Origin of the sequence: Paenibacillus sp. TAF43_2, assembly GCF_052113545.1 — a bacterium.
GTDB lineage: Bacteria > Bacillota > Bacilli > Paenibacillales > Paenibacillaceae > Pristimantibacillus.
Map to the genome: position 1 here is coordinate 1 of NZ_JBFRDK010000171.1, position 12924 is coordinate 12924.

At 42.2% G+C, this 12924-nt stretch carries 12 protein-coding genes; 9 read left to right on the plus strand and 3 right to left on the minus strand.

What is annotated here, in order from left to right; genetic code table 11:
• Window positions 1-683 (plus strand): ketopantoate reductase family protein (locus AB4Z17_RS26530; protein ID WP_441963131.1); only part of this gene is annotated, 683 nt, incomplete at its 5' end.
• A gap of 65 nt (window positions 684-748) precedes the next feature.
• Here AB4Z17_RS26530 and uppS read toward each other — a convergent pair.
• Both uppS and AB4Z17_RS26540 read right to left on the minus strand, forming a co-directional pair.
• Window positions 749-1465: a polyprenyl diphosphate synthase gene (uppS, locus tag AB4Z17_RS26535; RefSeq protein WP_441963133.1), complete on the minus strand. Its 717-nt coding sequence runs from the start codon at window positions 1463-1465 to the stop codon at window positions 749-751.
• A gap of 34 nt (window positions 1466-1499) precedes the next feature.
• Complete coding sequence (locus tag AB4Z17_RS26540) at window positions 1500-2294, minus strand: lipid II flippase Amj family protein (protein ID WP_441963134.1); 795 nt, start codon at window positions 2292-2294, stop codon at window positions 1500-1502.
• 274 nt (window positions 2295-2568) lie between these two features.
• On the opposite strand from AB4Z17_RS26540, the gene AB4Z17_RS26545 reads away from it, so the two are divergent.
• The 6 genes from AB4Z17_RS26545 (at window position 2569) to AB4Z17_RS26570 (ending at window position 8573) form a co-directional block, all read left to right on the plus strand.
• A complete protein-coding gene (locus AB4Z17_RS26545; RefSeq protein WP_441909769.1) occupies window positions 2569-3249 on the plus strand; it encodes a FadR/GntR family transcriptional regulator in 681 nt (226 codons plus the stop codon).
• A gap of 95 nt (window positions 3250-3344) precedes the next feature.
• Window positions 3345-4673: an ABC transporter substrate-binding protein gene (locus AB4Z17_RS26550; protein ID WP_441909767.1), complete on the plus strand. Its 1329-nt coding sequence runs from the start codon at window positions 3345-3347 to the stop codon at window positions 4671-4673.
• A gap of 60 nt (window positions 4674-4733) precedes the next feature.
• Entirely contained in the window at window positions 4734-5624 is an 891-nt protein-coding gene (locus AB4Z17_RS26555) for a carbohydrate ABC transporter permease (RefSeq protein WP_441963136.1), read from the plus strand.
• A gap of 1 nt (window position 5625) precedes the next feature.
• Entirely contained in the window at window positions 5626-6453 is an 828-nt protein-coding gene (locus AB4Z17_RS26560; RefSeq protein ID WP_076269999.1) for a carbohydrate ABC transporter permease, read from the plus strand.
• 7 nt (window positions 6454-6460) lie between these two features.
• Entirely contained in the window at window positions 6461-7663 is a 1203-nt protein-coding gene (locus AB4Z17_RS26565) for a trans-sulfuration enzyme family protein (protein WP_441963138.1), read from the plus strand.
• Between the two features lie 751 nt (window positions 7664-8414).
• Window positions 8415-8573, plus strand: a complete 159-nt coding sequence (locus AB4Z17_RS26570) for a hypothetical protein (protein WP_441963139.1) — start codon at window positions 8415-8417, stop codon at window positions 8571-8573.
• Between the two features lie 891 nt (window positions 8574-9464).
• Here the strand turns inward: AB4Z17_RS26570 and AB4Z17_RS26575 are convergent.
• The gene (locus AB4Z17_RS26575) at window positions 9465-10361 is read right to left on the minus strand and encodes a diacylglycerol/lipid kinase family protein (protein ID WP_441963141.1); all 897 of its coding nucleotides are present in this window, start codon (window positions 10359-10361) and stop codon (window positions 9465-9467) included.
• 374 nt (window positions 10362-10735) lie between these two features.
• Between AB4Z17_RS26575 and AB4Z17_RS26580 the strand changes: the two genes are divergently transcribed.
• Together AB4Z17_RS26580 and AB4Z17_RS26585 are read left to right on the plus strand one after the other, a co-directional pair.
• Entirely contained in the window at window positions 10736-11113 is a 378-nt protein-coding gene (locus tag AB4Z17_RS26580) for a BlaI/MecI/CopY family transcriptional regulator (RefSeq protein WP_441963142.1), read from the plus strand.
• Window positions 11114-11126: 13 nt separating this feature from the next.
• Window positions 11127-12632 carry a M56 family metallopeptidase gene (locus AB4Z17_RS26585; protein ID WP_441963144.1) on the plus strand — a complete coding sequence of 502 codons (1506 nt, stop codon included), beginning with the start codon at window positions 11127-11129 and terminating at the stop codon, window positions 12630-12632.
• Window positions 12633-12924 lie beyond the last annotated feature (292 nt).

A 12924-nucleotide genomic window follows, 5' to 3' on the forward strand; every position in this document is an offset into this window, starting at 1 on the left:
TTCTTGCTCAAAATCAAAGCAGTCATATTGTGCTTGTAGGCAATAATGCAGACGCTCATGAAATGCAAAATGACTTGCAGAAAAATAGTGCCGTGAAAAAAAATATAGCATTCGGATTCCAGCTTAGCGGCGGTCGTCGAGAAGTTGATCGAATGATCTGTATACGTGGAGGCGGACATATGGTGCTTGGCAGTTTAGAAGGGGAGCTGTCATTTAAACCTTTACTAGAAAAAGCCTTTGAAAAAGTAAAATACAAATTAGATTATCAAGAAGATATGGATGCTTGGCTTAAAAGTCATATCGTGCCTATACTGGCGATGAACGCAATTAGCATAACAAGCGATAATCAATTCAAAAAAATGGCGAAGAACAAAAAGCTGCTCATGCAAATGATTACAGCAATAGATGAAGGCTTTAAAGTGTTAGAATCATTAGGTTATACGATTATACCAGCAAACCAAGTTAAGTTTATTCGCAATTATAGAGGGATTGTATACAGCTTTCTGAAAATATACCATATGTCGCCGATTACCAAACTGATCGATGGGTCCCCCTATGAAATAGCAGCGTTAATGAATAAGTTTACTATTTTAAAACAAAAATCTAATGTTATGACTCCACATTTGGATGAGATTGCACAGCAATTCAATACCAAGTTTGCAGAAATAGCGAAACAAAACTAGCATGATTTTCAAACAAAAAGACCATTCTCCTCGTTTATGTGAAGGGTTTGGTCTTTGCAGGTTCATTATTCCCGTTCTTTTCTTTTCGAATAATTTTGTATCGCATCGTTCAATAGGGCATAGTTGAAATCCGGCCAGCTTTTATCCGTAAACCATAATTCTGCATACGCTGCCTGCCAAAGCAGGAAGTTGCTCAGCCTCTTTTCACCGCTTGTCCGAATGATTAAATCAACTGGCGGATAATCGGAGGTAGCGATCGTTTTCTCAAATTGTTCATCGAAAGTGAGCGGGTCTGCTCCGCTAGCGATGAGCTTTTTTGCAGCTTGCAGAATTTCAGTTCTCCCCCCATAATTAAGAGCCATATTCAGAAGCATGCCAGTGTTGTTCTTCGTTATTTCACAGGTTCGCTGAATGACGTCCACCGTATGAGCGGGAAACGAGCTAATGTCGCCGATATAAGTTACTTTTACATTTTTTTTGTTTAGTTCGTCGATCGTTTGATTCTGAAAATATTTGATAGGCAGCTCCAATAAATAATCAACCTCAGCTTTGGGCCTTCTCCAGTTCTCTGTTGAAAATGCATATAAGGTCAAGCAGCTAAGCTTTAGCGAAATCGATCTTTTTATGATTTTCTGCATCGTTTTCATCCCGTAAAAGTGTCCAACGTTTCGCGGCAGCCCTTTGCGAGTTGCCCATCTCCCGTTGCCGTCCATAATGATCGCGATATGTTTTGGAAAAAATTTATAACGATCCTGCTTGAAAAATAAATGTGACCACAGCATGACTTTCCTCCTCAAGCAAGTTAACATTCTTTTTTTATCTAGATACGACCCACAAAATCAAGGATGCTGCAGGGACAAGCAACAATTGTGCCAGCATCGTGCCCATCACACGGGACAACATAAGCAGACCGAATACTTTAGTTAACGCAGCGCTTTTTTTCTCTCCCTTTAGCACTTTATCCGTCAATAAGCCGATTTCAGGATCAATAAGAAGTGCTAGCAAAATCGTTGCTACCCCATTGATTAGCCCGGATGATTGAGAAGCGGCGATCGCATGTTCAGTCGTAATGGAAGAAGCGAGTAAAGCAGCCAGCACGCCAATGGTATAGACCGCAGTTACGATAATGTTGAGTAAAAACAATCGTTTCGGTATGCCGCCAATTCTTAAACGCGCCAGCATTCCCAGCTTTGGCAGTCGGATGTGTGAACGCGAGTTTTTAAGTTTCTCAATGGATACCGTCGTTCTTAGCAAGCCTGGGATAGAGCCTGCTACCTCCAAATGGGCAATGACTCGTCTAGCCAGCATCACCGCGGTTGGARATGCTAGCATCGCAGCAATTGTTCCGAGTGACGCGCTTAAGATTATGATTCGAAATTGCTCAATCAATGAATACTCCATGGAAGTTTTGGCAGAATCGATGAGCTTTCCCATAAGCGGTGCTTGCACCATGTTGGCTGTTCGTGATACCAGCAGGATAATGCCGGTTAACGATATAGCGACTGCTATTTTTCCCATACGCACGCCAGCTAATCGAAGAGAGTATGTAATCGTTTCTGCAAAATGAATAATAAACGTAAAGCTGCTAACTAGAATAATCTGCTCAAGCATGGCAGCACCTCTTTCCCTTATGGAGGTAAGATTCTACTATCATTAAATAGGAAATACCGAAATTAAAAAATAGAAAGTAAATAAGCAAGTTTTTCTTATTTTATGTTCGAAGGAGCATTCTCATCTCTCATCTAGCAAAATATTAGTTATGAAAATGGTAAACTCAGACTCTATCGGCTTGTAAGCAATGCTTGCAAAAAGAGAGCGCTTTATTGACAAAATACATATAATCGAATAAGATTCACCTATCTGAAAGGTAAAAAGGATGATAGAAATGATTCAGAAGGTTAAGAAGCAAAATGTCCATGAGTTGGTCTCAGAAGAGATTCAAAAATACATCGAGGTTAAAGGTTTGCAGGAGGGTGACAAGCTTCCATCAGCCGAAGAACTGACTAAATTATTAGGTGTAGGACGTTCCTCTTTGCGTGAAGCACTGAGGTATCTTGAAGCTATCGATATTGTTAAAGTGGTGAACGGAAAAGGTATATTTGTTAATGATTCTGAGTCTTATCGCTATAGCGGAAAGGTGAAAATTGAGAATGAGAAGAAGTTTCTTCTTCATATTCTTGACGTGCGCAGAGCTTTGGAAGGAAAGGCTGTAGAGCTTGCTGCTATACGGATTAGTGACGAAAAAATCGAGAAGATGAGACTATGTTTAGAAGAGTATGATGTGTGCAAAAACAGAGGTCTGGATACATCGGCAATTGACTATAAGTTTCATCAGCATATTTATGATGCTGCCGCTAATCCGCTGCTTCACAGCGTCTATGAATCTATCTCTGAATTAATCAAACGTTTCTTTGCTGGCCCGTTCGGCGTWAAGGAATTATTTGATAACACGTATCCGTTCCATCGTACGTTATTTGATGGTATTGCCAAACATGATGTACAGCATGCATTAGCTGAATTTAACAAAATGATGGATATTATCGAGGAAACGATACGTCATTATTAATTAAAATTTGTTATTGACAAGATGAAAGTGCTTACATTATATTTAACCTATCATACAGGTAGATAGTATGACACTATGTCTCTAGGGGGATTCATATGTTTGGTAAACCAATGAAAACATGGATGTTATCCGCTTTGACGGCTGTAATGGTTTTTACTCTCACTACAGCTTGCAGTTCTTCAAATGATGGGAAAAAGCCTGACAGCGGAAGTAAAGAGAAAGTAATTACGCTTCGCATGATTGAAAGCTTGACCAGCCCGAGTCGTACAGCATTGATTAAAGCAAGCATCGACAAATTCATGGCCCAGAACACGAACATCAAGGTTGAATTGATTTCTCCACCGTTTGATCAGGCTGATAACAAAATCAGAACGATGTTGGCCGCCAAACAACCGCTAGACGTTTTGGAAGTACGCGATCTTAACGTTGCGGAATTCGTAAATAACAACTACGTAGAGCCATTGAACGATTACACAGGCTCATGGAGCGACTTTGGCACTGTAACGGCTGTTGCTAAATCGGTTGCATCAGTCAAGGATAAGCTCTACTTCATACCAAACGGATTGTATCAGCGCCAATTGTTTTATCGTGCAGATTGGTTGAAGGAAGCGGGAATCAATGCTCCGGTTACCTACGAAGAGTTAGTTAATGCATCTGTTAAGCTGACGGACGCTGCAAAGAACCGTTACGGCTTCTCATTCCGTGGCGGTCCTGGTGCCAACGGTGTTCCTGATGCATTGATCCAAGCGTACGACGCAGACAAGATCAATGTTGATGATGCGATGTTCCTGAAAGATGGCGGAACAATCTACTCTTCTCCAGAAGCCAAAACGGCATTGGATCTATATGTGAAGCTGTACAAAGAAGGATCACCTCCGGATTCTATTAACTGGGGCTTCCAAGAGCAGGTACAGGCATTTACTTCTGGTGTAACTGCATTCCTTTTGCAAGATCCAGACGTTATTCAAGTATTGAGCGAGAACATGCAAGAAGGCACTTGGGCAACAGCTCCAATGCCTACTGGCCCATCAGGCAAAGCGATGATTTCTGCAGGTGGAGCAGGCTGGGGTATCACTTCCCACTCGGAGAACAAAGAAGCTGCTTGGAAATTAATTACGTTCCTATCCTCGCCTGAGGAGAATACACAGCTATCCAAAAGCCATGGTACTGTACCGATCCACTCTTCGGCTACAGAGGATGAGTTTTTCCAAAAAGGACCTTACAAAACTTTGCTTGATATGACGAACAAACCGGATACTTTCATCAATTTCAAACCGCCGTTCGAATATCCTGCTAATGGACAATGGGGTACCGTCGCTATGGAAAGTGGTCAGGCGATGCTGCTAGGCCAAACTTCAGTTGAGGATACGTTAACGAAGTGGAATGAATATTGGGCGAAAGCGAAAGCGGACATGAACAAATAATCTGAAAAATAGTGATGGGTGGCTCAGCAGCCGCCCATCGCATTTTCTAAGTCAAGGGCGGTGATTGCATTGAGAAAGCAGCGAACGTATATTTTGCTCAGCTTGCTACCAGCTTTGGTGTTGCTGCTCATATTTACGTTTTATCCATTCCTGCAAGGGGTAGTCATGGCGTTTCAGAACTACGTTCTGTTCGATCTGACGAACGTTCGATTCATCGGATTCCAGAACTTTGTAACCGCATTCCAAGATGCTAAGTTTCTGAAAGCGATGACGAATAGCGCATACTGGGTGTTTTTCTCCTTAACGTTTCAATTTTTGATTGGCCTCTCACTTGCACTGATTTTGCGCAAACCGTTTAAAGGCAGAGGGGTATATCAAGGGTTTATCTTTTACTCTTGGGCTTTGTCTGGTTTCTTAATCGGCTTGATTTGGAAATGGATGTTCAACTCCCAAATGGGCGTTATTAATGATCTATTAATGCGCATCGGCCTTATTGATACTAGAATCGGTTTTCTCTCTGATCCAGATTGGGCGATGTCATCGGTCATTATCGCCAATGTATGGTACGGCATCGCGTTTTTTGCAATCATGCTGCTTGCGGCTCTTCAATCGGTGCCAGCTGATTTGTATGAGGCAGCGGATATGGATGGAGCGGGGAGCATTCGCAAATTTGTTAATGTCACCTTTCCTTTTATTCTTCCTACGATTATCGCAACGACTTTGCTCAGAGCGATATGGATATTCAATGATCCAACGATTATTTACGGTTTGACTAACGGCGGTCCTGCGGGAACAACCCATATTTTATCCTCACTTATGCTAGATAAAATAATTTACGGCGGGGRCTACGGGATGGCATCGGCAATTGGTGTTACGATGATCGGCATTCTAATCTTGTACACGATTTTCTATCTGTTTGTGACCAAGTCGGAAAAGGTGGGTGATTTTTAAGATGAAGCCACGCATACTGACAGGTCTGAAGGTGCTGTATCTAGCGTTGCATTTTGTAATCATGGTATTTCCTTTATACTGGATCGTCATTACTTCACTTAAGCCTCAAAAGGATATATTCTCTTTCCCGCTTCAATATTGGCCAAAGCAATTTACGCTGGATAACTACATCCAGATTTTTAAAATATCGAAATTCCATATTTACATCTTCAACAGCTTATTGGTAGCCGTCCTTGCTGCTGCTATCGTTATTTTTATTGCGACTCTAAGCGCATATGTCATGGCTCGCTTTCAGTTTAGAGGGCATAAACAGATTATGATGGCGTTTTTCGTTACGCAAATGCTTCCGGGATTTATTGCACTAGCTCCATTGTACTTATTGATGGCGGACTTGGATTTGATTAATTCAAGGATGTCATTAATTATCTGCTACACGGTTATGCTCATTCCATTCTCAACCATTATGCTTCGAGGCTTTTTCCAACGTGTTCCGAGCAGTTTAGAGGAGGCAGCCATGATTGATGGTTGTTCGCGTCTGACGGCGTTGTTAAGAGTAATCATTCCGGTCATGCTGCCGGGAATTGCTTCAACCTTCATCTTTGCATTTGTACAAAACTGGAATGAGCTGTTTATGGCTGTCATGTTTATCGATGACGAGGCATTGAAGACGCTGCCGGTAGCTATGAACTCCTTCGTTATGAAATTTGATGTCGATTGGGGTGCAATGTCGGCTGGAACGGTACTATCGGTCATTCCTACCGTCGTATTGTTCGCTTTTGCCCAGCGTTTCATCGTAGAGGGATTAACACAGGGAGCAGAAAAAGGATAATAAATTCATGGAATGGATAGAGGGAAACGACATGATGGAGAGAAAAGAAATGGATAATCAGCTGCATACAAAAGTCTCTCACGATCAGGTAGATAAACAACATTACGGTGCGGTAACCATACCGATCTATCAAAATAGCTTATTTACTTTCGAGAATCATGAAACCTTCGATCATGCGATGCAGGATGTATTAGCTGCCAACGTATATTCCCGAGGCAACAATCCAACGGTAAAATATTTGGAAAGCAAAATCGCCGAATTGGAAGGCGGTGAGCAGTCGCGCTGCTTCGCATCGGGCATGGCTGCAATTGCAGGAACGCTGCATGCGCTACTTCGTTCAGGCGATCATGTCATCTGTGTTGATCAGGCTTACGGGCCAACACGAGAGTTTCTAAACGAAATGTCAGAGAGATATCAGGTTGAAGTCACTTATGTAGATGGCAGTTTGCTCTCCGATTTCGAGGATGCAGTACAGCCAAATACAAAAATTATATACGTGGAGAGCCCTACATCAGGCCTTTTTCAGCTGCAGGATCTTGAAGGAATAGCTGAACTGTCGAAAAAAACAGGGATCATTACAATGATAGATGGCAGCTGGGCAACACCTTGCTTCCAAAGGCCGCTGACTATGGGCATCGATCTCGTGCTGCATTCGATGACTAAGTTTTTTTCAGGACATAGTGATTGTCTGGGCGGAGTTGTAACTGGAAGTGCTGCGCTAATTAATAAAATTGAGAACAAAGGGTATATGCTGCTAGGAGGAATCATGACCGCTCATACAGCGTCGTTAATGATTCGTGGTTTACGTACGCTTCCGCTTCGTATGGAGCGCCATCAGAAGAGCGGCATGATCATCGCGGAGTATTTGGAGAAACACCCTATGGTCAATCGTGTAAACCATCCAGGTCTTCGTTCACATCCTCAGCATGAATTGGCACAAAAACAACTGGACGGATACAGCAGCTTGTTTTCTTTCGAATCCAAGCTTCCCGTTGCTGTCATGAAGCAGTGGGCAGATGCGCTGCATTATTTCCGGATTGCAGTCAGCTGGGGCGGTTACGAGAGTCTCGTTACGGTCAATACAACGCCTGAGCGTAGAAACCCGGACGGAACAAACCCATCAGTAGCCAGATTGTACATCGGAATGGAAGATCCGTATACGCTAATCGATGATATGGAGAGAGCGTGGAAGCTAGTAAAAGCTTACTAGGGCAAATAGTGACTCATCGGGAGTGCTAGCTGCTATTTCACCGTAGTTGCTATAGCGAGCAGCAGTATTATTTTATTGCAACGAAGGTTGGCGGGGGACGGTTGGCGGTTTGCTGGCTTGGGAGCTTAGAATCTGCGTTCTCTAGTAGCTTATCGAGCGTCGTTGGAGCAACAATCGAGCAACTTTTCAATTACATTTTCAATTACTTTTTAAACAACTTTCAAACATTTGATAGGACACGAARGCTACTGAGAACCATTGAAGGATTTCCTGCTTGGAGCTTTCTTTATCGACAAGCTACTCTAGTTCTTTTTTAACAATCTCCGAAAATCATTTGAGAATCATTCGAACATTGCGAACATCTTCAAGGCCACTTCTTTGGAAGTGGCTTTTTTGTATTAGTAGAGCGGAGGAAAGGGCGGTGATTACCAGGTTTTGAGGTAGGTTTCAAGGTTTGTAGCAGTCCTAACGGACATCAGTTCCGCTAAATTACGGTTTAAGGGGGTTTGTAAGTATGTAACGGACATGAGATCCGTTATTTGTGATAAAACCCCCGAAATTACGCAGATTTATAGCAAATAGCGGAACCTATGTCCGTAAAAACCGCAAAATGGGCTAATATTCACAAATAGCGGAACCAATGTCCGTAAGAAATGCCAAATGAGGTGAAGTGTTCGAAGAGAAGAAATTGTGTCTGTAAAACAAGAAAAATGAGGCGAAGTGTTCAAAAAGCGGAAACTATACCCGAAAGATGAGCAAAGTAGTTGAAGTGTTCAAAGAGCGGGATCTATATCCGAAAGACGAGCATTGTGAGCTGAAGAGTTCGAAGAGTGGAAATGTGTCTGTAAGACAAGTAACATACAGCGAAGTGTTGATAGAGTGGGATTTTGTATCGGAAGAACTTGAATAGAAGCGGCAATTTCGAGGTTGCAAGGTTTTGAGCAGTGCTAACGGACATTAGTTCCGCTAAATAACAATTTAAGGGGGTTTTGAGATTTTAACGGACATGAGATCAGTTATTTGTGATAAAACCCTCGAAATCACTCGATTTTATAGTAATTAGCGGAACCTATGTCCATAAAATCCGCAAAACTGGCTAATATTCACAAATAGCGGAACCAATGTCCGTAAGATAAGCAAAATGAGGTTAAATCTTCGAAGATTGGGATCAATGTCCGAACGACGAGCAAAATGAGCTAATATTCACAAATAGTGGAACCTATGTCCGTAAAATAAGCAAAATGAGCAGATGCTAGCCACTACGTCTTATATTCATCTGTCCAATCTTGGTAGGCAGCCTTGCTCCAAGGCTAGTATTAGTCCTCGTAAACAACGACGAAGGGACCTAACGTTGTAGATTCCGAAAAGGCTTGTAATGCCCCATTGACAAAGACACCTATCATGCCGATCTCACTGACCCCAACAATCTCAGAGTTCCTATTGATTCCGCCGACCTCAGTGATCCTTCCGATCTCACCGACTCCTCCGACCTCATCGATTCCACTGATCCCACCAATCTCAGCGTTCCTATTGATTCCGCCGACCTCAGTGATCCTTCCGATCTCACCGACTCCTCCGACCTCATTGATCCACTTGCCCCACCAATCTCAGCGTTCCTATTGATGCCGCCGACCTCAGTGATCCTTCCGATCTCACCGAATCAACCGATTTCATCGATCCTTCTGGTCCCACCGATCTCACCGAATCCACCTATTTCGCCGATCGCACGGACTCCATCGATCCCATCCGTTCCACTAGCCGATTATATTGATCTTGATCTACAAATAGCTGCGGACTAGGACTACACTGTAGCCTCTTCTGGTACAATCACCTGAATATGACGTGGCATACTGCTTATATGGATGGGCAAGGAAGGACCTTCTTCACCATCAACGTTGGTTCTGACTGATTCAGACGAGCTTATACTTACATTTTTGGCTGTAAAATAAACTACGTCTTTATGATTTTTGAAATTGCCGAACAGCAATGACAGGCTGGCTGTGATCGTATTGAATATAGTCAAATCCTTGATAATAAAACAGTGAAGCAGACCATCGTCAACAGCCGCGTCGGGTGCCAACCTCTCAAATCCGCCTACTGAATTGGTTAACGCAGCGAGAAAGAGTGGAGATTCTCCTTCCCATGTTTCTCCATCATATTGAATGCAAAGAGGATGAGTCGGCGGGTTCATAAGCTCTTTGATCCCTTCTTTTACGTAGGCTAAAGCGCCGAGCCGGGATTTATCGTCTGACGTAACGGAAGAGAGTGATTCAGCAAATGAGCCTACAGCAACGGTGTTGACGAACAATTGGTCATTTAATTGGCCCAAATCTACTATTTTTATTCGGGAAGAAGAGAGGGTCTGAATGGCTTTGTCGGGAAGAAGCGGTATTTGTAATGCGCGAGCAAAATCATTAACTGTTCCAAGAGGGACTACTCCAAGCCTCGGAAGATGTTTTTGATTGATAAGTCCATTAATCGTTTCGTGAAGCGTGCCATCCCCTCCGATTGAAACGACCAAATCATAACTGTCCTCACACGCAGATATACAAAACAGGGTTGCGTCCTGTTCTTTTGCCGTCTCCTTGATCGTAACGTCGTATCTTTGATCAGTCAAAAGGTTTTCCACTTTTCTGACATAGTTGAGTGCCTCTTCTTTACCAGAAGTGGGATTAATAATGATCATCGCCTTTTTCATAAATAGTATCCTCTCTATGGACATTTCTATTAGATTCGTTAGTTAACAGTTACTATTACCCTGCAGGGTTCGTGGTTAATCTGAAAGACTAGGATAAAACGAAGTAAAATTTTGGGGGTATAGTGTAGTAGACTTAAGAATTGAAGTCTTGAAGTCTTGAAGTCTTGAAGTCTTGAAGTCTTGAAGTCTTGAAGTCTTGAAGTCTTGAAGTCTTGAAGTCTTGAAGTCTTGAAGTCTTGAAGTCTTGAAGTCTTGAAGTTTTGAAAAATTGAACACCATGAGTGGTGGCAATAATACACAGGAATGATTTGACAGTTGGAGGTTACTGCTGTAAACTCTAATCAGAGTCTACATACGTAACCTTGAGGAGTGGGATGATGAGCAGCTTAGTTTCAAAGATAACGGATTCAGAGCTTGAAGTTATGCGTGTATTATGGGAAGCCGGGACAGAGCTGCCTATATCTGAAATTAGAAAATGTCTTGAAAAATCAAGCAGCTGGGAAAGCTCTACAATAAAAACATTGCTTCGGAGATTGTGCGAGAAGGGCGTAGTCATTGCAGCCAAGAAGGAAGTGTTCTATTACAAGCCACAAGTGAGCGAGCGAGAATATAACGAGCATGCGACACAAACATTAATCGATCGTTTATATTCTGGAAGTGCAAAAAGTCTAGTTGCAACGCTATTAGGAGGCAATAAGCTAAACGAAGCAGACATCAAGGAGCTGCGTACCTTATTTAAGGTAGGTGACTGAATTGAATGACATCATGAAACTTATATTGTCGCTTTCGATATCAGGAAGCATCCTCTTCTTTTTATTGTTTTTAATGAAGCCAATAATCAAGCATAAATTCTCGAAGTCGCTTCAGTATTACATCTGGATCGTAGTACTCCTAAGATTGACGATTCCGTTTTCGTTTGATGGGAGTATTATGAATGATGTTTTTAACAAAAATCCATTTCTAACAGGTCCCATTTTACAAGGTGGGGAAGCTGCAAAATCTGGTATGGAGATAGACCCAACTCATGCAATCTCCTTGCCTCAAGCAAATGATGCTCAAGCAGCAGAGAGTATCAGAGCTGATAATTCAGAAATTTTTGTGATTACAATAATTAAGCAATATGCCATTTACGTTTGGTTAATTGGGACAATACTATCACTCTTTATAAAATTAAGAGGCTATACTCGATTTTTAAAGTATATGAAAACAACAAGCAAGCCTGCATATGATTGGGAAAATAGGATGCTTGGCATGATGTTGAATGGACGGTATAAAGCGAAGCTTGTACGCAACTCCTACATCACCACTCCTATGCTTATAGGCATTATAAGGCCGACAATCATCTTACCAGATAACAATTTCAATGAAGTTCAGCTCAAAAATATTTTGATTCACGAAATCACACATCTGAAACGGTTTGATATTGTTGTAAAATGGTTTTCCATGCTCGTTACTTCTCTGCATTGGTTTAACCCCGTAGTTTATTTTGTAGAAAAAGAGATCAACCGTCTTTGTGAGCTGTCTTGCGATGAAGTGGTTATTCGTAAATTCACCTCTTCAGAGAAGCAGGAATACGGTGAAACCTTAATTGCGGTAGCCTCAAATGAACAATACCCCGTTGGAGGATTACAGGCTACTTTTAGCGATGAGAAGACGATTTTAAGAGAAAGGCTGGTGGCTATTATGCGACCTAGCAAAAGATCGACATTCATAATATTATCCTCATTCGTATTAGCGGCAGTCGTCATTATTAGTGCTATTGCACTTGGGACTAGTGTGGGAGCAAGCAATTCCAATGTAAGCAGCAGCATCAGTCCTGTTGAACCACCCGCAATTGTCATCTCGCATGAGAGAAATCCTGATCCCATCGAAAATTATACAATTCTAAAATCAAGTTGGAATGGGGTTAAGTATGATCGAATGTCCTTTTACCAAGCAGCTTGGCATAGCGAGCCTACCCTTCTAACAGGTCTGCGTCGTTTAAAGCCAGGCGAGAAATTGAAAGTCGATTTTGGAGAAAATACACCAGATAAAGTTACAGTGAAAATGGCTTTTCTGACTGAAAGCTTTGAGCAATCGTTATTGCCGATTGAAGAAGTTGCCGTAAACCATGTTAATGGAAAGTATGCATTCATTAATCCACCAACAGTTATAAGCGATATACCGACAACTGGCCGAGTTTATAGCATCACAGCCACTTGGGGTCAAAATAGCTGCGAATATGTTTTTGCTTCGGATGGAAAGTTTGATTACGAGCTGTTTCCCGAATAAATAAATGGCTTATTTCGATTAAGAGTCGCCCAAGCAGCATGCGGGCGGCTCTTTTTTTGTGAAAACTAGCGAGGTTCACTCTGCGTTCACAAGCTTATGATATGCTCTCACAAGCAAGTCGAGAGTAGGTTGTCAAAAAAATACGCAGAATGTTGGAGGCTCACCATGTTATCGATTATGAAGAAAATAGGTTGCAAAATGATGTTAGTCACTTTACTGGTTGCTGTTGCGGGAGTGAGCTTATTCGGAGCACAGGCGCCGGTATCGGCAGCGCAGCCCACACCCGAGGGAG

What these genes read in the sequence shown, in the direction of transcription:
- AB4Z17_RS26580 (WP_441963142.1), top strand. Translation starts at nt 10,736, where the DNA reads ATGATGAGCAGCTTAGTTTCAAAGATAACGGATTCAGAGCTTGAAGTT.
- uppS (WP_441963133.1), bottom strand. Translation starts at nt 1,465, where the DNA reads ATGCTGTGGTCACATTTATTTTTCAAGCAGGATCGTTATAAATTTTTT.
- AB4Z17_RS26570 (WP_441963139.1), top strand. Translation starts at nt 8,415, where the DNA reads ATGAGCAAAGTAGTTGAAGTGTTCAAAGAGCGGGATCTATATCCGAAA.
- AB4Z17_RS26585 (WP_441963144.1), top strand. Translation starts at nt 11,127, where the DNA reads ATGAAACTTATATTGTCGCTTTCGATATCAGGAAGCATCCTCTTCTTT.
- AB4Z17_RS26560 (WP_076269999.1), top strand. Translation starts at nt 5,626, where the DNA reads ATGAAGCCACGCATACTGACAGGTCTGAAGGTGCTGTATCTAGCGTTG.
- AB4Z17_RS26565 (WP_441963138.1), top strand. Translation starts at nt 6,461, where the DNA reads ATGGAATGGATAGAGGGAAACGACATGATGGAGAGAAAAGAAATGGAT.
- AB4Z17_RS26550 (WP_441909767.1), top strand. Translation starts at nt 3,345, where the DNA reads ATGTTTGGTAAACCAATGAAAACATGGATGTTATCCGCTTTGACGGCT.
- AB4Z17_RS26575 (WP_441963141.1), bottom strand. Translation starts at nt 10,361, where the DNA reads ATGAAAAAGGCGATGATCATTATTAATCCCACTTCTGGTAAAGAAGAG.